This window comes from Herbaspirillum sp. DW155 (assembly GCF_037076565.1).
GTDB lineage: Bacteria > Pseudomonadota > Gammaproteobacteria > Burkholderiales > Burkholderiaceae_D > Herbaspirillum.
In genome coordinates, this window is the sequence record NZ_AP029028.1 from 5,382,008 (window position 1) to 5,406,150 (window position 24,143).

Below are 24,143 nucleotides of genomic sequence, written 5' to 3' on the forward strand. Positions count from 1 at the left end.
AGCTCGATTAAGACTCACTGATATTTCATGGTCTTGCACGTATACTTAAAAGCAAAAACCCTCGCTACTTGCGTAACGAGGGTTTTTGGGGGTAACAAGCCTGACGATGACCTACTTTCACACTGGTTGCAGCACTATCATCGGCGCGAAGTCGTTTCACGGTCCTGTTCGGGATGGGAAGGGGTGGTACCAACTTGCTATAGTCATCAGGCATAACTTGTAAAGTCAGTTGCTCTCGATGGAGCAGCAACTGACCCAAACTGGAAGAAGTATTTAGTAGATTCTTGGGTGTGATGCACTAGGGCAAACACAATATATGCTCAACCTGTCTATAACAGAGCTAATGTTATAGGAACAAGCCGCACGGGCAATTAGTATCAGTTAGCTTAACGCATTACTGCGCTTCCACACCTGACCTATCAACGTCCTGGTCTCGAACGACCCTTTAGGGGAATCTAGTTCCCGGGAAGTCTCATCTCAAGGCGAGTTTCCCGCTTAGATGCTTTCAGCGGTTATCTCTTCCGAACTTAGCTACTCGGCAATGCCACTGGCGTGACAACCGATACACCAGAGGTTCGTCCACTCCGGTCCTCTCGTACTAGGAGCAGCCCCCTTCAAACTTCCAACGCCCACGGCAGATAGGGACCAAACTGTCTCACGACGTTTTAAACCCAGCTCACGTACCACTTTAAATGGCGAACAGCCATACCCTTGGGACCGGCTACAGCCCCAGGATGTGATGAGCCGACATCGAGGTGCCAAACTCCCCCGTCGATATGAACTCTTGGGAGGAATCAGCCTGTTATCCCCAGAGTACCTTTTATCCGTTGAGCGATGGCCCTTCCATACAGAACCACCGGATCACTATGTCCTACTTTCGTACCTGCTCGACTTGTCAGTCTCGCAGTTAAGCACGCTTATGCCATTGCACTATTAGCACGATGTCCGACCGTACCTAGCGTACCTTCGAACTCCTCCGTTACACTTTGGGAGGAGACCGCCCCAGTCAAACTGCCTACCATGCACTGTCCCCGATCCGGATAACGGACCAAGGTTAGAACCTCAAACAAACCAGGGTGGTATTTCAAGGTCGGCTCCACAGAAACTAGCGTTCCTGCTTCAAAGCCTCCCACCTATCCTACACAGATTGGTTCAAAGTCCAATGCAAAGCTACAGTAAAGGTTCATGGGGTCTTTCCGTCTAGCCGCGGGTAGATTGCATCATCACAAACATTTCAACTTCGCTGAGTCTCGGGAGGAGACAGTGTGGCCATCGTTACGCCATTCGTGCAGGTCGGAACTTACCCGACAAGGAATTTCGCTACCTTAGGACCGTTATAGTTACGGCCGCCGTTTACTGGGACTTCAATCAAGAGCTTGCACCCCATCATTTAATCTTCCAGCACCGGGCAGGCGTCACACCCTATACGTCCACTTTCGTGTTTGCAGAGTGCTGTGTTTTTATTAAACAGTCGCAGCCACCATTTTATTGCAACCCTTTTGTCCTTCTGGCGCAGGCCAGTCAAACTACTTGGGCGTACCTTATCCCGAAGTTACGGTACCAATTTGCCGAGTTCCTTCTCCCGAGTTCTCTCAAGCGCCTTAGAATACTCATCTCGCCCACCTGTGTCGGTTTGCGGTACGGTCTCGTTAGACTGAAGCTTAGAGGCTTTTCTTGGAACCACTTCCGATTGCTTCGCGAACAAGTTCGCTCGTCTCATACCCTTGAATTACGCTGCCGGATTTGCCTAACAGCCTTCTTCGATACAAAAACCGGGACATCCAACACCCGGACAACCTTCCGCGATCCGTCCCCCCATCGCATCTAACGACGGTGCAGGAATATTAACCTGCTTCCCATCAGCTACGCATCTCTGCCTCGCCTTAGGGGCCGACTCACCCTGCTCCGATGAACGTTGAACAGGAAACCTTGGGCTTACGGCGTGCGGGCTTTTCACCCGCATTATCGCTACTCATGTCAGCATTCGCACTTCTGATACCTCCAGCATCCTTTACAAGACACCTTCACAGGCTTACAGAACGCTCTCCTACCATATCCTTACGGATATCCGCAGCTTCGGTGACTGGCTTAGCCCCGTTACATCTTCCGCGCAGGACGACTCGATCAGTGAGCTATTACGCTTTCTTTAAAGGATGGCTGCTTCTAAGCCAACCTCCTGACTGTTTTAGCCTTCCCACTTCGTTTTCCACTTAGCCAATCTTTGGGACCTTAGCTGGCGGTCTGGGTTGTTTCCCTCTTGACGTCGGACGTTAGCACCCGGCGTCTGTCTCCCAAGCTCGCACTCATCGGTATTCGGAGTTTGCAATGGTTTGGTAAGTCGCGATGACCCCCTAGCCATAACAGTGCTCTACCCCCGATGGTGATACTTGAGGCACTACCTAAATAGTTTTCGGAGAGAACCAGCTATTTCCAGATTTGTTTAGCCTTTCACCCCTATCCACAGCTCATCCCCTAATTTTTCAACATTAGTGGGTTCGGTCCTCCAGTGCGTGTTACCGCACCTTCAACCTGGCCATGGATAGATCATCTGGTTTCGGGTCTACACCCAGCGACTGAACGCCCTATTCGGACTCGATTTCTCTGCGCCTTCCCTATTCGGTTAAGCTTGCCACTGAATGTAAGTCGCTGACCCATTATACAAAAGGTACGCAGTCACCCCTTACGAGGCTCCTACTGTTTGTATGCACACGGTTTCAGGATCTATTTCACTCCCCTTCCGGGGTTCTTTTCGCCTTTCCCTCACGGTACTGGTTCACTATCGGTCGATTACGAGTATTTAGCCTTGGAGGATGGTCCCCCCATATTCAGACAGGATTTCACGTGTCCCGCCCTACTTGTCGCAAGCCTAGTTCCACACCATCGATTTCGCATACGGGGCTATCACCCACTATGGCCGGACTTTCCATTCCGTTTTGCTATCGTTGATGCTAAATCTTGCAGGCTGATCCCATTTCGCTCGCCACTACTTTGGGAATCTCGGTTGATTTCTTTTCCTGTAGCTACTTAGATGTTTCAGTTCGCCACGTTCGCTTCGTTACCCTATGTATTCAGATAACGATGACCTTACGGCCGGGTTTCCCCATTCGGAAATCTGCGGATCAAAGCTTGTTTGCCAGCTCCCCGCAGCTTATCGCAAGCTACTACGTCCTTCATCGCCTGTAATCGCCAAGGCATCCACCATGTGCACTTATTCGCTTGTTCCTATAACGTTAGCCTCTTTTACAAGAGCGTTATATGAAGCGTTGAGTTTTAGCGTTTGCCGTATTCCAAAGTAAGTCTTCTAATTGCTAAGATCACTTCGTAATACTTTGATTGATACAATCACACCCATTTTTACTTTCGCAAGAACCGTAGTCCTGGCGATCGTTTAAATGAATCTTTACTTCTTCCAGATTGTTAAAGAACAAAAACAGCCATTGATCGTAAAAGATCAAACCTAAATCGCTACGTCATACACGCTGACTTAGGTTTGACATTTCTTGGTGGAGGTTGACGGGATCGAACCGACGACCCCCTGCTTGCAAAGCAGGTGCTCTCCCAGCTGAGCTAAACCCCCGAAACCTTGGTGGGTCTGGTTGGGCTCGAACCAACGACCCCCGCGTTATCAACACGGTGCTCTAACCAGCTGAGCTACAGACCCGCTTGGATCAGTATCAGTAGCCAGTCGATGACCTTGTGTCACAGACCGCGCTTCACCAAATAACTGTTCTTAATTTACAGCCGATAAGTGTGGACGCTTAACTTCGTGCGCACTCTAGAAAGGAGGTGATCCAGCCGCACCTTCCGATACGGCTACCTTGTTACGACTTCACCCCAGTCACGAATCCTACCGTGGTGAGCGCCCTCCTTGCGGTTAGGCTACCCACTTCTGGTAAAACCCGCTCCCATGGTGTGACGGGCGGTGTGTACAAGACCCGGGAACGTATTCACCGCGACATGCTGATCCGCGATTACTAGCGATTCCAACTTCATGGAGTCGAGTTGCAGACTCCAATCCGGACTACGATACACTTTCTGGGATTAGCTCCCCCTCGCGGGTTGGCGGCCCTCTGTATGTACCATTGTATGACGTGTGAAGCCCTACCCATAAGGGCCATGAGGACTTGACGTCATCCCCACCTTCCTCCGGTTTGTCACCGGCAGTCTCATTAGAGTGCCCTTTCGTAGCAACTAATGACAAGGGTTGCGCTCGTTGCGGGACTTAACCCAACATCTCACGACACGAGCTGACGACAGCCATGCAGCACCTGTGTGATGGTTCTCTTTCGAGCACTCCCAAATCTCTTCGGGATTCCATCCATGTCAAGGGTAGGTAAGGTTTTTCGCGTTGCATCGAATTAATCCACATCATCCACCGCTTGTGCGGGTCCCCGTCAATTCCTTTGAGTTTTAATCTTGCGACCGTACTCCCCAGGCGGTCTACTTCACGCGTTAGCTGCGTTACCAAGTCAATTAAGACCCGACAACTAGTAGACATCGTTTAGGGCGTGGACTACCAGGGTATCTAATCCTGTTTGCTCCCCACGCTTTCGTGCATGAGCGTCAGTGTTATCCCAGGGGGCTGCCTTCGCCATCGGTATTCCTCCACATATCTACGCATTTCACTGCTACACGTGGAATTCTACCCCCCTCTGACACACTCTAGCCGTGCAGTCACAAATGCAATTCCCAGGTTGAGCCCGGGGATTTCACATCTGTCTTACACAACCGCCTGCGCACGCTTTACGCCCAGTAATTCCGATTAACGCTTGCACCCTACGTATTACCGCGGCTGCTGGCACGTAGTTAGCCGGTGCTTATTCTTCAGGTACCGTCATTAGTTCTGGATATTAGCCAAAACCGTTTCTTCCCTGACAAAAGAGCTTTACAACCCGAAGGCCTTCTTCACTCACGCGGCATTGCTGGATCAGGGTTGCCCCCATTGTCCAAAATTCCCCACTGCTGCCTCCCGTAGGAGTCTGGGCCGTGTCTCAGTCCCAGTGTGGCTGGTCGTCCTCTCAGACCAGCTACTGATCGTCGCCTTGGTAGGCTTTTACCCCACCAACTAGCTAATCAGATATCGGCCGCTCCAGGAGCATGAGGTCTTGCGATCCCCCACTTTCATCCGTAGATCGTATGCGGTATTAGCTAATCTTTCGACTAGTTATCCCCCACTCTAGGGCACGTTCCGATATATTACTCACCCGTTCGCCACTCGCCATCAGGAGCAAGCTCCTATGCTGCCGTTCGACTTGCATGTGTAAGGCATGCCGCCAGCGTTCAATCTGAGCCAGGATCAAACTCTTTAGTTTAATCTCTGTTTTGTGCCATTTCTGGCTACCCCGAAGGGCATCGCTCTCTCAAAATACTGACAGGTAATTTCTTGCGAACTTACCTATATTTCTTGTGAGCATTTAATATTTAAAGTTTCCAGAACCAAGGCTCTGTCGCACTTCATTAAACGCCCACGCTTATCGGCTGTTAATTTTTAAAGATCTGTCTGCCGCAAACGCGCTTGGCGCTGTTTGCATCGCTGCGAATCGTTTTGTTCGTCAGCAGCAGAGAAACGAGATTATGTAGCAGTTTGCTTATCGCGTCAACTACTTTTTTGCGATTCGCTTTAAATTTTTTCGTCTCGCTTAACTTCCGCTTCGACTACTTCCATTTAAAACGCCTTACAACCTGCTTCACTACTCCTTGCTTCGCCGACCTTTGTCGCTCTGTTTTTCAACTTCGCTTCGTGTGTCGCGTCAGCAGGGGGCGAACTATAGCAACGCTCTTCATACCGCGCAAGCACTTTTTAAAAAATAATCGAAAATAATTTAGAACGATACCCTCGCCACACCCATCCATCTCTCGTAAAGCCTTGCCGGACAAGCTTTTCAGCAGATTCACGAAAACCTTAAAAGCAAAAAGAAACCGGACCATCCCTAACGGGATGGCCCGGTTTCTTTTCTGATCCGCCTTATCCAGCCTTTACCGTCAGATCGCTTTTCACATCACGCACACCCTCAACTCCCGCAACCAGCTGCAATGCATGCTGACCCAATTCCGCACTGGGTACCGATCCCTTCAGGGTAACCACGCCATCCTTGGTGACAACATTGATCTTCATGGACGAAACCTGCTTGTCCTCCAGCAGCGCCGCCTTCACCTTGGCCGTGATCACGGCGTCATCGATATAGGCGCCAGCCTTCTGCGCGCTCGGCGCATCGGCCGCCTGTACGACGGGGACAGCTGCGATGAACAAACCGGCAGCCAGCAGGGGCGCGACGAATGAAGTCTTTTTCATGGTGTTCTCCTAAGGATAATCATCTGGACTACATGCCCTACACGTAGCTTATATATAGAGCAATTCTTGCCCGCTATTAGGCAAGCCACATGCCACCATCCAATTTCCGCTATGAAATCAACGGGTTAGAGGATTTTTGCGGTACAAGTCTTCACCTGATCAGCTTGAAAACTGCCCATTTACGTCGTTTGGGCACGACGCGCCCTACCCGCTCTTCCTGCAAGTCCTTGATTTCAAATGACTCCCTCCTGTCGCTCCAGCACGACGGGCTCCTCGCCACCACGGAAGCGGCGCGGATCCAGGCCGTTCTTCTGCAGCAGGCGATAGAACTCGGTGCGATTGCGATCCGCCAGCCGGGCCGCATCTGACACATTGCCATCGGTCAGCTTCAACAGTCGCACCAGGTAATCGCGCTCGAACTTCTGTTTGGCCTCCGCATAACGCAGCAGGTCCAGCGTCGGCACCCGCAAGGCGCGCTGCACCAGGGACGCCGGGATCAGCGGCGCGGTCGACAGCGCGCACACCTGTTCCACCACATTGAAGAGCTGGCGCACATTGCCGGGCCAGTGCGCCAGACTCAGTACTTCCAGCGCATCGGGCGCAAACCCGGTCAGGCGCTTGGGCGAGCGGGCGGCGATGGTCTTGAGGAAATGATTGGCCAGCAGGGCGATATCCTCACGCCTCTCTTCCAGCGGCGGCAGGCTGAGCGTGACCACATTGAGCCGGTAATACAGGTCCGCGCGGAAGTGGCCCTGGTTCATGGCCGCCTCGAGGTCGCGGTGGGTCGCCGAGATCACGCGCACGTCGACCTCTGCCGGCTGGTTGGCGCCGACCTGGCGTACGGTCTTTTCCTGCAGTACGCGCAAAAGCTTGACCTGCAAGGGAAGCGGCATATCGCCAATTTCGTCGAGAAACAGGGTGCCGCCGTCGGCCGCCTGGAACAAACCTTCACGATGCTCCACAGCGCCCGTAAATGCGCCTTTCACGTGACCGAACAATTCGGACTCCAGCAACTGCTCCGGGATGGCGCCGCAATTGACAGCGACAAAGGGCTTGCCGGCGCGCGCACTGGCGCGGTGGATGGCGCGGGCCAGCACCTCCTTGCCGGTCCCGCTGTCACCCCGGATCAGGATGCTGGCATCCGAGGCCGCCACCAGCCGCGCCTCGGCCAGCAGCTCATCGATGCGCTGGCTGCGGCTGATGATGTCGGCGCGCCAGGCTTCCTCGGCTGCCTCCTGAGGTGGCGCGGACAGGCTCAGGGCCTGGGCCACCTTGTCCAGCAGCACGTGGCCATCAAAGGGCTTGGTCAGATAGGCGAAGGCGCCCTGGGTGGTGGCCTCGACGGCATCAGGGATGGTGCCGTGGGCCGTCAGCAGGATCACTGGCAAGGCGGGATAGCGGCTGCGGATCTCGGCAAAGAGCGCCAGTCCATCCATACCGGGCAGCCGCACATCGGTGACGACCAGCGCCGGCAAGGCAATGGCCAGCTGGGCCAGGGCGGCCTCGGCGCTTTCCACGGCCAGGATGCGGTAGCCGCTGGCATTGAGGCGCAGCGTCAACAGGCGCAACAGGTCGGGATCATCGTCGACCAGCATCAGGGGGGCAGTCTTTCCCATCGGGACTCCAGTTCCAGTAAAGGGAACGGCCCCGACGGGGTGGCGCAGCGCCAGGTCCAGGGTCTTCAGGGACTCAGGTCACTTGCCACCAGCCGGCAGGGTCCGTTCGATGTTCTTGAGAGCCTCGAGCTTGTCGTTGAGCTGATCGACCTTGCGCTGCGCTTCCTTCAGTTGCACCGAGGTCTTCTCGGCACCGTCGGCCACGCGGCGCAGGTCGGAATAATGACCAACCAGCAACTGCACCAGAGGCTTGAGCTTCTCCGCTTCGACGCTGCGATCGGCCATGACGTTCCATAGTTGCGCTTCGGCCTTGGCCAGATCGATGGCATCGCGGGTCAAGGACAGCGCCATGGCACGCCGCACGCTGGTGGCCGGGCCGGCCGGATAAGTGTTGATGCGCGCCAGCTCACGGCCCAGCTCGGCCGGCGACATCTTGCGCAGCTGCACGTTGTAAGCCAGCAGCTCGTCGATGTTGCTGGTCGACTGGATCAGTTGCACGGTGGCGGTCGGCGCCGGCTGCTGGGCCGCGCAGGCGGCCAGCAGGACGGCACAGGCCAGGATCAGGATCTTATTTTTCATCAGGCAACTCGATTCGGAAATGCGCCCCGCCCTCGCGCGGGACCAGATAGACCTTACCGCTATGCGCCTGCACGTATTCGCGCACCACGGACAGGCCGATGCCGTTTCCGCGGCGGGCGCCGGAAGGTTGGTGCAGCCCCTGGTAGAAAGGTTCGAAGATGCGCGCCGCATCGGTGGGGGCCACGCCCGGTCCCTGGTCCAGGCATTCCACGCGCACCGTGCCGGGCGCCTCGCTCAACAGGAAGCGGATGAAACCACCCTGGGGGCTGAAGCGCACCGCATTGGACAACAGGTTGGCCAGCACGATGGCCATCTTCTCGGGATCGACCACCACGGTGCGGGCCGCGCCCTCGATCTCCACTTTCAGCTCGCGCGCCATCCACTGCAGACGCTGATCATCGATGACCTTATGCAGCAGCGCGCGCAGGTCCACCGGCACCGGATGGATACGCTGGGCATCGAAGGACACCTCGTTATAGCGCAGCAGGTCCTCGATCTGGGTCTGCAGCGACTGGGTATTCTGGCGCAGGATGTGGGCGATCTCGCGCTGATTGTCGGTCAGTTGCCCGGCCACGCCATCGTCCAGCAGGGCCGCGCCTTCGCACAAGGCGGCCAGCGGGGTCTTCAATTCATGGGACACGTGGCGCAGGAAGCGCGATTTTTCCGCTTCCAGATCAGCCAGCCGCTGGCGCAGCCAGTCCAGCTGCTGGCCCAGGCGGCGGATGTCGGCCGGGCCGCGCACATCGATGGGCTGGTCGAAACGATTGTCACCCAGACGCCCGATGGCCTGCTCCAGCCGCGCCATCGGGCGCGACAGCCAGAGCCCGAAGCAGAACGCCAGCAAGACCGCCAGCACGATGGCCCCCACCACCTGGGCCGTGAGCAGCTGGCGCTGCTGCTCCAGCGCGGCCGACAGGGAATTGTTGCGGCGATCCACCTCGCGCCGGCTCTCCAGCGCGATACGCTCGTTGAGCGCGGGCAGGCGGGCAAAGTCTTGGAACAGCCTGGCCTGCTCGCCCTTGTCCTTGCGCGAGTCGGCCGCCAGCACGCCGGCCGCTTCGTCCACGGACACACTCCACTGACTGAACAGATCGCGCGGCGCCATCGGCAGCGAATCGGACAATTCACCCAAAGCCTGGCGCGCCTGTTCACGCGCCTCGTTGAACCGTTCCTGGAAGGCCGGGTCGTCCAGCACCAGGTACTGGCGCGCACTGCGCTCCATGGCCACGGTCCGCTCGGCCAGGCGCTGTGCAGATTCGGTCAGCTGCACCGCCTGGCGCGCGGTCTCGCGACTGTTGGCCGACATGCGGTCCAGCGTGAACAGGGCGTGGATGGAGGCGCCGCTCAAGAGCGCGGCGATCAGCAGGAAAGCCGCCAGCAGTAATTGCCGGAAAGACAGACCCAGATAGCCGGGCCTGGATGCGGCCGACGACTGGGATGGATGAATATGCTCGATGGCGTTGAACATGCGATTGATCTCGGTCCCTCAAGACTTGCTGCGTTATCCGGCTGGCAGCGCAGCCCTCCGGCCCGGAACATGCCGACAGCGGGCGTCGGCCACCATGTCGCGGGCACACATTGTAATCATTTGTCGCCTGGGCCGCGAAGTGGCCGCATTTCTTCATGGCAACCCCGTGCGCGGCCGGGGATGCGACCGCGCGCGCGGCCTCAGTCTTGCGGACCGAGGAAATCCAGCAGCATCAGGGCGACCACCTTGGTGGCCTTCCTGAGATCGTCCAGGGACAGGTTCTCGTCGGCCTGCTTGGCGTTGGATTCCATGAGCGTACGCGGACCGGCACCGAACAGCACCACCGGAATGCCGGCTTCACCATAGAGGCGGGCATCGGTATAGAGCGCCGAGCCATTGGTGGTGAGCGTCTCGCCCATGACCTCACGGGCATTGCGCAAGAGGCTCTCGACCAGCTTCTCGTGGCCGGGCAGCGGGCGCAGCGCGCGCGCCAGCAGCAGGCGGCGGATCTCCACGCGAATGCCCGGCAGGCCGGCCACCGCATCCTCGATCAGCTTGCGCACGCCGGCCTCGACCTGCGCCGGATCTTCTTCGGGAATCATGCGGCGATCCATCTTCAGCACCACCTTGCCCGGCACCACATTGGTATTGGTACCGCCATCGATGCGACCGACGATCATGGTCGGATGGCTGATCCCGGCAATGGCGGAGCGGATCTCCTTCAAGCCCGGCAGCGCGCCATAGATGGCATTGAGAATGGCATTGGCCGCCTGCAGGGCATCATGGCCGGTCTCGGGCATGGAGCCGTGGGTCGCACGGCCATGCACGGTCACCTCGAACTGCAGGCAGGCGTTGTGCGCGGTCACCACGTTGTAGCTGAAGCCGGCCGCCAGCACATAGTCCGGACGGGTCAGCTTCTGTTCCAGCAGCCAGCCCGGACCGAGCAGGCCGCCGAATTCTTCGTCATAGGTGAAATGCAGCTCCACCCCGCCGCGCAGGGCGGCGCCCAGCGATTCGAGCGCGCGGGTGGCGAAGATGTAGCTGGCGAAGTCGCTCTTGGACACGGCCGAGGCACGGCCATAGATGCGGCCATCGGCCACCTCGCCGCCATACGGATCATGGGTCCAGCCTTCGCCCGGGGGCACCACGTCGCCGTGGGCATTCAGGGCCAGGGTCGGGCCGCCGTCGCCATAGGGACGGCGCACGATCAGGTTGGTGATGCTCTGCATGCCATAGTCGTGCACCTGCGCGGCCGGCACCGAATGCTTCTCGGCCTGCCAGCCCCAGCTCTGCACCAACTCGGCCACCGCATCGGCGTGCGGGGCGTTGTTGCCTGGCGGAGTGTCCGTGGGGATGCGGATGAGCTGCTGGAGCACGCCGACTTCTTCCTCGAAATGCTGATCGATCCATGCGCACAGGCGCTCCGACAACTGCTGTTTGGACATGCTTGCCACTCCGTGATCAAAAGACGCCAGCCGCGCCGGCGCAAACCGCCATCATAGCGCAGCCGCCCGAGGCGCGGACGGCTCCTGCGCGCGCACACGTTCCCCGCTATCATTGCCGGGCGCTGCCCTGCCGGGTAGCGCGATTGATTGCATGATCCCAACGACAACAAGCGGCGGCGCCACCGGCGGCCTGCCTGCATCGCCAGAATCCAACAAACCCATGTCTTCGCAGCCTTCCTCCTCCGGCGCTTCCGATCCTTCCCATCCCATCGTCATCGCCGGCGAGGGCTTGCCGCCCGAGCAGCGCGGCCGCGCCATCCTGGCCCTGGGCATCGCGGTCGGCCTGGCCACGCTCGATACCGCCATCGCCAATACCGCCCTGCCCGCCATGGCGCTGGACCTCAACACCACACCGGCCGCCTCGGTGTGGATCGTCACCGCCTATCAGCTGGCGATGATGGTCGCGCTGCTGCCGCTGGCGGCGCTGGGCGAAATCGTCGGCTATCGCCGCATCTATATCTGGGGACTGGTGCTCTTCACGGCCGCCTCGCTGCTGTGTGCCGTGGCATGGTCGCTGCCCACGCTGGTGATGGCGCGCTTCCTGCAAGGCCTGGGCGGGGCCGGCATCATGAGCGTGAACACCGCGCTGATCCGCTTCATCTATCCGACCCGCTCGCTGGGACGCGGCGTGGGCTTGAATACCCTGATCGTGGCCATTGCCTTCACGGTCGGCCCATCGGTGGCTTCCGGCATCCTCGCCATCGCGCCCTGGCCGTGGCTCTTTGCGGTCAACGTGCCGCTGGGCGTGGCCGCGGTGATCCTGGCCCTGCCCTCGCTGCCGCACACCGCCCTGTCCCCGCATGCCTTCGATTTGCGCAGCGCCGTGCTCAACGCCGCCGCCTTCGGCCTGCTGATCCTGGCCATCGGCGAAGGCGCGCACCGCGCACAGGCCAGCGTGGTCGGGCTGGAACTGGCCGCCGCCATCGTCTGCGGGCTGTTCCTGCTCAAGCGCGAACTGTCGCATCCGGCTCCCATGCTGCCGGTGGATCTGTTCCGCCATCCCATGTTCACGCTCTCGGCCATCACTGCCGTCTGTTCCTTTGCGGCACAAGGTCTGGCCTTCGTCTCGCTGCCCTTCTTCTTCCACCATGACCTGGGCCGCAGCCAGGTCGAGATCGGCCTGTTGATGACGCCCTGGCCGGTGGCCGTGGCCATCATGGCGCCGATTGCCGGGCGCCTCTCCGACCACTACCCGGTCGGCATCCTGGGCGGTGTCGGCCTGGCGATCCTGTGTGCAGGTCTGCTGTCGATGACCTTCATGCCGGCCGCACCCGGCGTGTGGGAAATCAGCTGGCGCATGCTGCTCTGTGGCATGGGTTTCGGTTTCTTCCAGTCGCCCAATCTGAAGGCCCTCATGACCAGCGCCCCGCCGCATCGCAGCGGCGGTGCCTCCGGCATCGTGGCCACGGCGCGCCTGCTGGGACAGAGTGTGGGTGCGGCGCTGGTGGCACTGTGCTTCAACCTGTCCGAGACACAGGGATCGCGTTTTGCCCTGGGTTTCGGTGCGGCATTTGCGGGGGTGGCCTGCATCGCCAGCTTCCTGCGTTTGCTCACCAGAAATCCTTATGCCCCACCGTTGAAAAAATAAGTTTTCATCCCCCTTCCTCACCAGGGCCACCGGCCGGATTCTCAGGCGGTGGCTGCCTCTTTCAGCATTTCGTCAGTGTGACCGATCGCTTCCGGTCAAACATTTTCCGCGCATAAACTTTAGTGGTAAAAAAGGTAAATTTCCTTGCACGGACGACGTGCAAGGTGCATAAGCTGATACCCTTCCATTACTATCGATACGGCAGTCGGGCCAGTTGCGCCGACTGTCCCTGTGCGTGATTCATCAAGAAAACAGGCGTCCATTTCATCAAGGAAATCGAACCGCGTTCAGTACGCTTACCAGCGACAGGTCCAGCCTGAATTCGATATGTTGAAATCCATCGCCTTGGCCCAATTGCGTTTGGGCATGTATGTCCATTCCATCCCGGGCGGATGGATCAATCATCCGTTCTGGCGCAAATCCTTCAAGATCGAAACGCTGGAAGAACTGCAAACCCTGCGCGAGTGTCCGGTGGAAGAAGTCACCATCGATACCACCAAGGGCCGCGACATCGCGCCGGAACACGAACAGAGCGCTGACAGCGAAGACCGCCAGACCCATCCTCGCGCCGAAGGCAACGAAGGCAACAAGGACAGCAGCACCACCGCCGCCGCACGCAAACCGGCCACCCGCACCGAGACGGCGGCCGAGCGCGAACGCGCCGCGCGCATCATCTCGGCGTCCAGGTCCACCGTGCTGACCATGTTCTCGGAAGCGCGCATGGGCAAGACCATCGACATCAAGGATGCCGCCGGCCTGGTGACCGAGATCACCGCCTCGGTGGCGCGCAATGCCGATGCGCTCATCAGCCTGGCGCGCCTGAAGACCGCCGACGACTACACCTACATGCATTCGGTCGCGGTCTGCGCCATGATGATCTCGCTGGCCCACCAGCTGGGCATGCCGCCGGAACAAACCCGGCAGGCCGGCATGGCCGGGCTGCTGCATGATGTGGGCAAGACGGCCGTGCCGCTGGAGATCCTCAACAAACCGGCCAAGCTGACCGATGAAGAGTTCGCCTGCGTGCGCTCGCATCCCTTGCACGGCCACGGCATCCTCAGGCAGATCGATGGCATCGGCGAAGCGGCGTTGGATGTCTCGCTGCATCATCACGAAAAGATCGACGGCACCGGCTATCCCTCCCGCTTGAAGGGCGACGGCATTTCCATCATGGCCAGGATGGGCGCGGTGTGCGACGTCTACGACGCCATCACCTCGAACCGTCCCTACAAGGCCGGCTGGGACCCGGCCCGCTCGATCCGCCACATGGCCAGCAGTTCGGGCCACTTCGATCCGATCATCATGGAAGCCTTCGTCAAGGCCATCGGCATCTACCCGACCGGCTCCTGCGTGATCCTGCAATCGGGCCGCCTGGGTGTGGTGGTCGATCAGCGTGCAGACCACCTGCTCACGCCGCGCGTGAAGCTGTTCTACTCGACCACCAGCCGCATGCCGCTGCAACCGGAAATCATCGATCTCTCCCACAGCACCGACAAGATCGCGGCCTATGCCGATCCGGCCAGGTGGGGCATCCGCCAACCGCCCGGCATCGACTTGCTCTGAGTGTGCCCGGCATAAAAAACGGCGCCGCAAGGCGCCGTCATCGTCTCTCAGTCCGGGCCGATGCGTGACATCAATCCCGCTGGGCGAAGGCCGCCGTCGAGGCCAGTTCGTTGAGCAGCGCCACGGTGGAGCAACTGGAGACGTCATAGGGATTGAGTTCACCGGTGGCCGAATATTTCAGCAGCAGCGAACGGTTGATCTTGTCCAGCCGGATCTTGCCCATGGTCCAGGACGAATACTGGCGCTCATCGATGGACTCATAGGCCAGCAGGATCACCTCCTGATGGCGCTCATCGCGCAGCAGGCGGCCATACAGGCGGTTGACCTGATCGCGCCCGCCTTCGAGCACCTGCACGAAGATGGTATCGCTGTAACACAGCACGCCCGTGATGCCCTGCTGCGGATTGCGCTGGCGCGAGGCGGCCAGGATGCCTTCGATGGTCTCGTGGGTGATGCTCTCGCGTGCGCGGCTTGCATAGATCAGACGAACCAGCATGATTAACCTCGTTGACGTTGAGAAATCAGTGCCAGGAATTCCCGGCGCAGGTTGGCGTCACGCAGGAAGGAGCCGCGCATGACGCTGTTGATCATCTTCGAATCCATATCCTTGACGCCGCGCCAGTGCATGCAGAAGTGATCGGCTTCCATGACGATGGCCAGGCCATCGGGCTGCAGCTTCTGCATCAGCAGGTCGGCCGCCTGGGAGACCGCTTCCTCCTGGATCTGCGGGCGGCTCATGATCCATTCCAGCAGGCGTGCGTACTTGGACAGGCCGATCAGGTTGGAATGCTCATTGGGCATCACGCCCACCCAGACCTTGCCCATGATCGGGCACAGGTGGTGCGAGCAGGCGCTGCGTACCGTGATGGGCCCGACGATCATCAGCTCGTTCAGGCGCTCGATGTTGGGGAACTCGGTCACCGGCGGCGGCGCCTGGTAACGGCCCTTGAAGACTTCGTTCAGGTACATCTTGGCCACGCGCTTGGCGGTGTCCTGGGTATTGTGGTCGCTCTCGACGTCGATCACCAGGCTCTCCAGCACGGCGGCCAGCTTGGACTGCACCTCGGCCTGCAATTGTTCCAGTTCGCCTTCCCGGATGAAGGCCGCGATATTGTCGTTGGCGTGGAAACGCACGCCGGCCGCCTTGATGCGCTGGCGGATGCGGGCCGAGACCAGTTGGTCATGCACGCTCGGGGCCGCCGCCTCGGAGCTGGTCGCGGCCGGGTTCTTGTCTGTTGCCATGATGGAGTGCGATCACGCCGGGCGGGACCGCTGAGTTGGGGGTGGCGCCATTATGCCCGGAAAAACGCCGGAGCATCGGCGGCAGACCCGCGTCAAGCCCGAGTCAAAGCAGGCTCAGAATTCGCGCCCCAGGCAGCATTAAGCCCCGCTGAATACCATCTCATCGACCATTAACGGCAGCTTAATGGTGCAGCAATGATGCAGCAATGGTGGAGCAACCCCGGCATGGACATGTCCTGACAGCATTAACCGCCATTGATGATTGTTTTCCGCACTTTACATCGGCCTAACCGCTGCTTACACGCCCTGCCGCCATCATCGCGGCACGCCTCGCCCGCGCGTGCTTGCAGCATGCAGCAGGGGGCGGCGGCATGTGCCGGGCATCCAGCCCGGCCGCCATCGGGGGATTGCCATGACATACCAGTATCGCCTTGCCGGCGCCAGCGCACTGGCCATCTTGCTATCGGCCTGCAGCAGCCCGGATCCCATGGTGGCCGGGCCCACCAGCGTGCGGCCAGCCTATCCGGTGGCCAACGTGGAAAACAACGGCGCCATCTTCCGCGTCTCCAGCGCCCAGCTGTTCGAAGAACCGACCACCTACAACGTGGGCGACATCATCAAGATCAACATCTCCGAATCCCTCAGCAGCAGCAACAAGGCGGCCACCAACAACAGCCGCGCCACCACGCTCTCGCAGAAGGGTCCGGGCACCAGCGCGCCACTGGGCGGGTTGTTCTCGCCGCTCTACAACGCCGACTATTCGGCCAATGGCAGCAATACCTTCAAGGGGTCCGGCGACAGCAGCAGTACCAACACCATGACCGGCACGCTGATGGTCTCCATCGTCGAGGTGCTGCCCAACCGCAACCTGGTGGTGGCTGGCGAAAAACGCATCGGCGTCAATGGCAACGCCAACACCCTGCGGTTCTCGGGCGTGGTGCGCAAGCGTGACATCGTGGGCGGCGTGGTGGATTCGGCCAACGTGGCCGATGCCCGGCTGGAACAGGTTGGCGGTGGCACCGTGGCGGATGCCAACAACGACAACGGATTCTTCCGCCGTCTGCTGACCATCTGGTAAAGCCCTCCGCCGGCTGGCGGTGGCGACAAAAGACAACGGCAAGCGCGATGCTTGCCGTTCTTCATTGCGGCGGCGGATCGCCCGCGCCGTCGGCCACCAGCGGGTTACCCGGGAACAGCGCCGTGACCAGCGGCGCCAGCTTGTCGCCCACGGTAGACCACTTGTCTGAGCCGAAGCTGCCCATCCGGTATTGCGCCGTGCCCAGCACGCGGCCCTCGCGGCGCAGGGTCAGCGAAGCATAGGTGAGATAGGGGGTATAGCCGTCGCTGAACACCTTGGTATCCCATTTGACGTAACCCACATAGCTCAGCGTCACCGGGCAGGCCAGCGCCTGGGTGCCGGCATCGTAGACGCGGCTCTGTACGCCATGCTTTTGCAGCTCGCCCTGCAGCCCGGGCACGAAGTCGCTCAGCGCCACCGATCCATTCCACTCGATGCAGACTTCATGGATCGGGTCCTTGCTGTAGACGACGGGATTCTGGACTGAACTGGGTGCCATCGCGCGCACGCTGGAGGCAGTGGAACCGACCAGGCCCACACTGTCGACCAGCAGATTGCCGGACGTGACAACGCAGCCCGACAGCGATGAAGCCAGCAAGGTGACGATGATGATGGTGCGCATGATGCTCTCCCCGGGCGCAATCCGTTGGCATGGTCCCCGCATCCAGCAGGTGGCACGGATTACAGGCTGCCATCATAGCGGCGCGAATTTCAGCAGCACGGCCGTTTTACCTTGATTTACGCCGACCCTGCACAGCCTTAACAGACGTGTGCAGATCACCGTCGCGAACTGCCGCCATCGCCTTGCGCAACATCGCGGCCACTACTGGCACAGTACTGGCACAATAGCCGCCTGGTCCGTTTTCCAAGGAGACTTCGATGTCCGCTCTCACCATCCGTACCGTGCTGGCTACCCTGGCCCTGTGCGGCTTGCTGCAGGCTGCACAGGCCGATACCCTCAAGTCCGAAACCGAAGTGCGCGCCCTGGCTGACAAGGTAATGGCACAGGCCGGTGCCGGCCGCACCGATGACGCCTACGGCCTGCTCTCGCCCTATGCGCTGGTGGACATCCGCGCCTTCGAAAGTGCGCGCACCAATGCCCGCAGCGCACGCTCGGCCATCGAAGCGCTGGTCGGCAATTCGGTCGGCTACGAATTCATCCGCGCCGAGAAGGTGGGCGAATCGCTGCTCAAGCTCACCTATATCGAGAAGACCGAACGCCAGGCGATCCCCTGGATGTTCATCTTCTACAAGAGCCCGGCCGGCTGGGCGGTGAGCAGCTTCAGCAATGGCGCCAACGTGGATGCGCTGTTCGATCGCTGATCAGGCCCGGCCCGCTCAGAACGACCGTTGCGGCTCCAGGTCGGCGCTCTCGATGGCGCTGGCCTTGCCCGATATCTTGTCGGCGATGATGGCCGAGGAGCCGCAGGCCGTGGTCCAGCCATTGGAACCATGACCGGCGTTGAGCCACAGGTTGGCATAGCGGGTGGCGCCGATGAGCGGTGCGCCATCCGGGGTCATGGGACGCAGCCCGGCCCAGTACTCCACCTTGGTCAGATCGGCGCCTTGTGGATAAAGATTGTTCAGTGACTTCAGGGCGGTGGCGCAATCGCGGGGTGTCACGCGCGTATCCCAGCTGCCGATCTCGGCCGTGCCGGCAGCACGGATGTGGTTGCCCATGCGGGTGATGGCGACCTTGTAGTACTCGTCCATGACGCCGCTGCGCGGGGCGCTCCCGGGGTCGGCCACCGGCACGGTGATGGCATAGCCCTTGACCGGATAGATCGGCAGATCCAGCCCCAGCGGTTTGAGCATGGGCACCGATGCGCTGGCGCAGGCGACCACGTAGGCATCGGCACGCAAGCTGCCGGCCTTGGTGCGCAAGCCGCTGACCCGGCCTGCAGCCACCTCGATGGCCTCCACCTCTGTGGACAAGTGAAACTCCACCCCATGCGCCTGCAGCCAGCCCGCCAGCGCCCGCGCGAAGAGCGGGCAATTGCCGGTCTCGTCCAGGGGCAGCAGCAAACCGCCCTTCAATTCGTGACGGGCCGCATGCAGGCCCGGATCGAAGGCCACGCAACCCTCCGCATCCAGCAGCTCGAACGGCACCCCGGCTTCGGCCAGCACCTGGGTGGACAAGCCGGCGTTATCCAGCCCTTCCTGAGTACGGAACAATTGCAGGTTGCCACCGGTGGTCTGTTCATAACGGATGTCCAGACGCTCGCGGATCTGCTTCAACTGGCCGTGGCTGTAGCGTGCCAGCCGTCCCATGCGCGCCTTGTTGATGGCATAGCGCTCGGGCGTGCATTGCGCGAGGAAGGTCTTGAGCCACTTCCACTGATGCGCATCCAGACGCGGCGTGAAGCGCAGTGCCGCCTCGATCCCCAGCCAGCTCTGCACCGACCACTTCAGCGACTTGGCCGGCATGCCCGGGGCAGCCCAAGGAGTGGCATAGGAGGGACAGACGTGACCGGCATTGCCGACGCTGGTCTCGGCGGCGACTTCGGCGCGGCGCTCCACCACGACCACCTCATGGCCGCGCTCGCGGAGGAAATAAGCAGTGGTGACGCCGACGATGCCGGCGCCCAGCACGATGATGCGCATGGTGTTGTTTCAGCTTCCCGAAAAATGGTGAATGATATAAATGATTTAAATTATTTAAATGATTTAAATCTTTTTATGGTTAAAGAGTCAGTCCGCCATCCACATGCCACACCTGGCCGGTGACGTAGGAAGCGGCCGGACTCAGGAGGAAGGCGATCACGTTGGCAATCTCCTGCGGCTGCCCCAGGCGTTGCAAGGGAATGCGGGCCAGCGCAGACTGCCAGGCTGCCGGGTCGATGGCGGATCTGGCCGGGTCGCTTTTCTGAACGTAACCGGGCGCCACCGCGTTGACCGTCACCCCGGCCGGGGCCACCTGCACCGCCAGTGATTTGACCAGTGCCTCAATGCCCGCCTTGGCCGCCGCCGAGGCCGGAAAACCCGATTCCCCCAGGCGGAACACGTGGGCCACGAAGGAACTCACCGCCACCACGCGGCCCTGCCCGCTGGCTTGCAAGGGTTCGCGGCACGCGGTGATCAAACGGAAGAAGCCGCTCAGCAACGCCTCCAGCGAACGCGACCAGTCCGCCTCATCGAGTTCGCCGATGCGCTTGCGGTCGGCAAAGCCGGCGTTGGCGACCACCGCATCGAGGCGTCCGTAGTGCGTCAGCGCGGTGTCGCGCAAGTGCGTGGCGGTGTGCGGATCGGCCATGTCGCCCAGCGCCAGCGTGCAGCGTGCACCTCGCTGGCCGCACTGCTGCGCCACCGCCTGCAACTCGGGAGAATCACTGCGGGCATGCAGCACCAGGGCGACATCGGGTGCCGCGACGGTGGTCGCGACGGCCGCGCCGATACCACGTGCGGCCCCGGTGATGAGGATGGAACGGCCGGGACCGGAAACGACAGCAGCAGATGCAGAGGAGGAAGGGCTCATGATCCAGAAGAGAAGACGGGGCGTTCCCGGCGACCGGGAATTTGGTTCAATACTTCACTTGCGTAATCCGCCATTTTAGCCAAAGCCCGCTGCCACGGGGCTTTCCCAGCCGATGAGTTGAAGTTTTGTTCAGTGCGTGCTCAAAGCGTCTCCATTACAATGCACGGGTTCGCGGCATGCCGCAGCGCCGGTGATGGCCGGCGCGGGCAACTCTTCCCCTGTACCACTCCCCTCCAGCATCCGCTTCGCTTTGCCCCGGGTGAACAGGGCATGGTTCGTGCATGCGCTGTAACACCCCCGCCCTCCCGGGCTCATGAGATTGGCTACCAAGGAAAAACGCAGATGTATCAATGGGACTTCGGCTCGCTCTGGCAATTCAGGAGCATCATCGGAATCGGTTTCGTCTACACGCTCAGCTACACCGTCGCCTGCATCGCCCTCGGCTTGCTGGTGGGACTGCTGGTGGGCCTGGGCCGGCTGTCGTCCAACCCCTTGATCTCCGGACCGCTGCGCGCTTTCGTCGAAGTGTTCCGCTGCACGCCGGTGCTGGTGCAGCTGGTGTGGTTCTACTATGCGCTGCCGGTGCTGCTGGGCATCGAGATGTCGGCCGGTACGGCGGCCATGCTGTCACTGGCGCTCTATGGCGGGGCCTTCTATTCGGAGATCATTCGCGGCGGCATCGTCTCCATCGACGTGGGCCAGTCCGAAGCCGGCTGGGCGCTGGGCATGACGCGCGTGCAGCTGATGAAGCGCGTGATCCTGCCGCAGGCCTTCAAGCGCATGACACCACCGCTGGTGAACCAGTCCATCATGCAGTTGAAGAACACCTCGCTGCTGTCGGTGCTGGCCGTGCCCGACCTGCTCTACCAGGGTCAGATCATCGCGCACGAAACCTATCGTCCACTGGAAATCTACACCCTGGTGGCGGTGATCTACTTCGTGATCCTGCTGCCGGCCACCATCTGGGCCAAGCGCCTGGAAAACCGCCTGTCGGTCCAGCATGGTTGAGGAGAAGACGATGAACAATCAACACGCGGACGCGATGATCCAGATCAGCAATCTCAAGAAGGCCTTTGGCGAGCACGTGGTGCTCAAGGATATTTCCATCGCCGTGCCCCGTGGCAGCGTAGTAGCCATGATCGGTCCCTCGGGCTCGGGCAAGTCCACGCTGCTGCGCTGCCTGAATCTGTTGACCGTTCCCGACCAGGGCACGGTGCGCATCGGCGAGCGCCACTTCGAATTCCACGGACGCAAGTCGCGCCTGCCCAAGGACCGCGAGCTGGCGGCGTTTCGCGCACGCACCGGCATGGTGTTCCAGCACTTCAACCTGTTCCCGCACATGACCGCGCTGGAGAACGTGATGGAAGGCATGGTCACCGTGCTGCGCACACCCAAGGCGCAGGCCCGTGAACAGGCCATGGCCCTGCTGCAGAAGGTGGGCCTGGCCGACCGTGCCGACATGTATCCGCAAAAGCTCTCCGGTGGCCAGAAGCAGCGCATCGCCATCGCCCGCGCGCTGGCCATGCAACCGGACGTGATGCTGTTCGACGAAGCCACCTCGGCGCTGGACCCGGAACTGGTGGGCGAAGTCCTCAACGTCATCCGTGGCCTGGCCGCCGATGGCATGACCATGATTCTGGTCACGCACGAAATCGCCTTCGCCCGTGAAGTGGCCGATCAGGTGGTCTTCATGCGCGATGGCGTGGTGGTCGAAGCCGGGCCGCCCTCGCAGGTCATCGACAATCCGCAGGAAGCGGCGACGCAGGCTTTTCTGGCGCGCTTCAATGCCTGATCGCTGGAACCGCGAGGTTTCTGTCTGAAGAAAAAATGGCGCGCAGATTTCTCTGCGCGCCATTTTCATTTGGGGCTGACGGCGATGGCCTGTCACTGCAGGTGATGCACCTCCTGCAGGCCATACACCGGCGTGGGGATGCCTTCCATGCGCGCCTTCAACTGCAGCGCCAGATAGAGCGAATAATGGCGCGACTGGTGAAGGTTGCCGCCGTGGAACCACAGCGCCTGCTGCTGCGTGGGCTTCCACATGTTGCGCTGCTCGCCCTCCCACGGCCCCGGGTCCTTGGTGGTGGCCGATCCCAGGCCCCAGCACTTGCCCACCTTGTCGGCCACCTCGCGCGAGATCAGGTCGGCCGCCCAGCCATTCATGGAACCGTAACCGGTGGCATAGACGATGACATCTGCCGGCAATTCGGTGCCGTCCGACAGCACGATGGAATGGGCGCGAATCTCCTTCACATCGACGCCGCTCTTGAGGCGTATCTTGCCCTCGGCGATCAGTTCGGACGCCCCCACGTCGATGTAATAGCCGGAACCGCGCCGCAGGTATTTCATGAAGAGCCCAGAATCGTCATCACCGAAGTCGAGCAGGAAACCGGCCTCTTCGAGCCGCCGGTAGAAGTCCGCATCCCGTTCGCGGATCTTGTCGAAGACCTGCTTCTGCATCGCCGGCAAGACCTTGTACGGGATTGATGCAAACAGCAGATCGGCCTTGCCGGTAGTGAGACCGCTGGCCACCGCGCGCTCGGAATACAGATCACCCAGCGCCAGCTCCATCAGCGAATCGGACCTGACGATGTGGGTGGACGAACGCTGCAGCATGGTGACATCCACACCGTTTTCCCAGAGTGCCGCGCAGATGTCGTGCGCCGAATTGTTGGAGCCGACCACCACCACCTTCTTGCCGCGATAGCCATCGGGACCGGGATGGCGCGAGGAATGATGCTGCTCGCCCCGGAAGTTGTCCGCCCCCGGAAACGCCGGCACATTGGGCTTGCCCGACATGCCCGTGGCCAGCACCAGCTGGGTCGGTTGCAGCACGATCTCCTTGCCCTCGCGCTCGACCACCACGGTCCACTTCTGCGTGGCCTCGTCGAAGCGGGCGGATTTGCAGATGGTGGAACCCCAGTAGTTCAGCTCCATCACCTTGGCATACATCTCCAGCCAGTCGCCGATCTTGTCCTTGGGCGCGAACACCGGCCAGTTCTCGGGGAAGGGAATGTAGGGCAGATGGTCGTACCACACCGGATCATGCAGGCACAGCGACTTGTAGCGCTTGCGCCAGCTGTCGCCGGCGCGCTCGTTGCGTTCGATGATGATGGTAGGCACGCCCAGCTGGCGCAGCCGGGCACCGAGCGCAATGCCGCCCTGACCGCCGCCGATGATGAGGCAATAGGGCTGCTGCTGGTAGCCCAGTTCGCGTGCCTCGGCTTCGCGCTCTTCCTTCCAGGTGCGGCGATCGGTGTGCACGCCATGCACCGCCCCGCGCGGGCGGTTCACGCCCTTGGGTTCCTCATGCCCCTTCAGTTCGGCGGCCGTGGTCAGCAGCGTCCATATCTTGCCGTCGCGCAGGCGGATGTAAGCCTTGCCGCGCGCGATGCCGGTCTCCAGCAGGATCCACCCTTGGGTCACGCCATCGGCTTGCGCGGGCGTCTCGTCAGGATCGGGTCGCAGTTGGATCGATCCCATGTGCGGCAATTGCGATTGCAGCATCGCGGCGATCTGGGCGCGGCCTTCCAGGGTCTTGATGTTCCAGGTGAAGGCGATCAGGTCGCGCCAGTAACCGTCTTCCTCGAACAGGGCGGCGGCGCGGGCGGCATCGCCTGCGCGCAATGCGGCTTGCAGGGCTTCCAGCGTATGCGCAATGGACTGGCTGGCATTTTCTTCGGGCATGACAAGTCTCCTCTATCTCGACAATAGATATCGTGGTTGGATGGGGGGGT

General features: G+C 60.6%; 17 protein-coding genes, 2 tRNA genes and 3 rRNA genes. 6 read left to right on the top strand and 16 right to left on the bottom strand.

The window, feature by feature from the left end:
- Positions 1–98: 98 nt before the first annotated feature.
- The 10 genes from rrf to AACH55_RS24575 form a co-directional block, all read right to left on the bottom strand.
- Positions 99–211, bottom strand: a 5S ribosomal RNA gene (gene rrf / locus AACH55_RS24530).
- A gap of 139 nt (positions 212–350) precedes the next feature.
- Positions 351–3,222 (bottom strand): 23S ribosomal RNA (locus AACH55_RS24535).
- A 279-nt stretch (positions 3,223–3,501) separates the two neighbouring features.
- A tRNA-Ala gene (locus tag AACH55_RS24540) sits at positions 3,502–3,577 on the bottom strand.
- Between the two features lie 7 nt (positions 3,578–3,584).
- Positions 3,585–3,661 (bottom strand) — tRNA-Ile (locus tag AACH55_RS24545).
- A 118-nt stretch (positions 3,662–3,779) separates the two neighbouring features.
- Positions 3,780–5,312, bottom strand: a 16S ribosomal RNA gene (locus AACH55_RS24550).
- The 16S, 23S and 5S rRNA genes sit together here with 2 tRNA genes alongside, the layout of an rRNA operon.
- A 653-nt stretch (positions 5,313–5,965) precedes the next feature.
- A complete protein-coding gene (locus tag AACH55_RS24555; RefSeq protein WP_338717292.1) occupies positions 5,966–6,292 on the bottom strand; it encodes a BON domain-containing protein in 327 nt (108 codons plus the stop codon).
- A gap of 233 nt (positions 6,293–6,525) precedes the next feature.
- Entirely contained in the window at positions 6,526–7,908 is a 1,383-nt protein-coding gene (locus AACH55_RS24560) for a sigma 54-interacting transcriptional regulator (RefSeq protein WP_338717293.1), read from the bottom strand.
- Between the two features lie 78 nt (positions 7,909–7,986).
- The gene (locus tag AACH55_RS24565; RefSeq protein WP_338717294.1) at positions 7,987–8,487 is read right to left on the bottom strand and encodes a hypothetical protein; all 501 of its coding nucleotides are present in this window, start codon (positions 8,485–8,487) and stop codon (positions 7,987–7,989) included.
- A complete protein-coding gene (locus AACH55_RS24570; RefSeq protein ID WP_338717295.1) occupies positions 8,477–9,955 on the bottom strand; it encodes a HAMP domain-containing sensor histidine kinase in 1,479 nt (492 codons plus the stop codon). The genes AACH55_RS24565 and AACH55_RS24570 overlap by 11 nt, the downstream gene beginning before the upstream one ends.
- Positions 9,956–10,155: 200 nt before the next feature.
- Positions 10,156–11,400: a M20/M25/M40 family metallo-hydrolase gene (locus AACH55_RS24575; RefSeq protein ID WP_338717296.1), complete on the bottom strand. Its 1,245-nt coding sequence runs from the start codon at positions 11,398–11,400 to the stop codon at positions 10,156–10,158.
- Positions 11,401–11,620: 220 nt separating this feature from the next.
- Here AACH55_RS24575 and AACH55_RS24580 point away from each other — a divergent pair, with 220 nt between their 5' ends.
- Both AACH55_RS24580 and AACH55_RS24585 read left to right on the top strand, forming a co-directional pair.
- Entirely contained in the window at positions 11,621–13,048 is a 1,428-nt protein-coding gene (locus AACH55_RS24580) for an MFS transporter (protein ID WP_338717297.1), read from the top strand.
- A 327-nt stretch (positions 13,049–13,375) separates the two neighbouring features.
- Positions 13,376–14,611 (top strand): HD-GYP domain-containing protein, encoded by a 1,236-nt coding sequence (locus AACH55_RS24585; RefSeq protein ID WP_338717298.1) that lies wholly within the window; start codon positions 13,376–13,378, stop codon positions 14,609–14,611.
- 70 nt (positions 14,612–14,681) lie between these two features.
- Here AACH55_RS24585 and AACH55_RS24590 read toward each other — a convergent pair whose 3' ends face one another.
- Together AACH55_RS24590 and folE are read right to left on the bottom strand one after the other, a co-directional pair.
- Entirely contained in the window at positions 14,682–15,107 is a 426-nt protein-coding gene (locus tag AACH55_RS24590) for a BLUF domain-containing protein (protein ID WP_338717299.1), read from the bottom strand.
- Between the two features lie 2 nt (positions 15,108–15,109).
- Entirely contained in the window at positions 15,110–15,853 is a 744-nt protein-coding gene (gene folE / locus AACH55_RS24595; RefSeq protein WP_338717301.1) for a GTP cyclohydrolase I, read from the bottom strand.
- Between the two features lie 412 nt (positions 15,854–16,265).
- Between folE and AACH55_RS24600 the strand changes: the two genes are divergently transcribed.
- Positions 16,266–16,931, top strand: coding sequence for a flagellar basal body L-ring protein FlgH (locus AACH55_RS24600; RefSeq protein WP_338717302.1), 666 nt, complete (start codon positions 16,266–16,268; stop codon positions 16,929–16,931).
- 61 nt (positions 16,932–16,992) lie between these two features.
- On the opposite strand, the gene AACH55_RS24605 is transcribed toward AACH55_RS24600, so the two are convergent.
- A complete protein-coding gene (locus AACH55_RS24605) occupies positions 16,993–17,553 on the bottom strand; it encodes a cell division protein FtsI (protein ID WP_338717303.1) in 561 nt (186 codons plus the stop codon).
- Positions 17,554–17,810: 257 nt separating this feature from the next.
- On the opposite strand from AACH55_RS24605, the gene AACH55_RS24610 reads away from it, so the two are divergent.
- Positions 17,811–18,254, top strand: a complete 444-nt coding sequence (locus tag AACH55_RS24610; RefSeq protein ID WP_338717304.1) for a hypothetical protein — start codon at positions 17,811–17,813, stop codon at positions 18,252–18,254.
- A 15-nt stretch (positions 18,255–18,269) separates the two neighbouring features.
- Here AACH55_RS24610 and AACH55_RS24615 read toward each other — a convergent pair whose 3' ends face one another.
- Together AACH55_RS24615 and AACH55_RS24620 are read right to left on the bottom strand one after the other, a co-directional pair.
- Positions 18,270–19,535 carry a D-amino acid dehydrogenase gene (locus tag AACH55_RS24615; protein WP_338717305.1) on the bottom strand — a complete coding sequence of 422 codons (1,266 nt, stop codon included), beginning with the start codon at positions 19,533–19,535 and terminating at the stop codon, positions 18,270–18,272.
- Positions 19,536–19,614: 79 nt separating this feature from the next.
- On the bottom strand, positions 19,615–20,406 hold the full coding sequence (locus tag AACH55_RS24620; RefSeq protein ID WP_338717306.1) for an SDR family NAD(P)-dependent oxidoreductase: 792 nt from the start codon (positions 20,404–20,406) through the stop codon (positions 19,615–19,617).
- Between the two features lie 342 nt (positions 20,407–20,748).
- Between AACH55_RS24620 and AACH55_RS24625 the strand changes: the two genes are divergently transcribed.
- Together AACH55_RS24625 and AACH55_RS24630 are read left to right on the top strand one after the other, a co-directional pair.
- Complete coding sequence (locus AACH55_RS24625) at positions 20,749–21,414, top strand: amino acid ABC transporter permease (RefSeq protein WP_338717307.1); 666 nt, start codon at positions 20,749–20,751, stop codon at positions 21,412–21,414.
- Positions 21,415–21,424: 10 nt separating this feature from the next.
- The gene (locus AACH55_RS24630) at positions 21,425–22,198 is read left to right on the top strand and encodes an amino acid ABC transporter ATP-binding protein (RefSeq protein ID WP_338717308.1); all 774 of its coding nucleotides are present in this window, start codon (positions 21,425–21,427) and stop codon (positions 22,196–22,198) included.
- A 92-nt stretch (positions 22,199–22,290) separates the two neighbouring features.
- Here AACH55_RS24630 and AACH55_RS24635 read toward each other — a convergent pair whose 3' ends face one another.
- Positions 22,291–24,093 (bottom strand): NAD(P)/FAD-dependent oxidoreductase, encoded by a 1,803-nt coding sequence (locus AACH55_RS24635; protein ID WP_338717309.1) that lies wholly within the window; start codon positions 24,091–24,093, stop codon positions 22,291–22,293.
- Positions 24,094–24,143 lie beyond the last annotated feature (50 nt).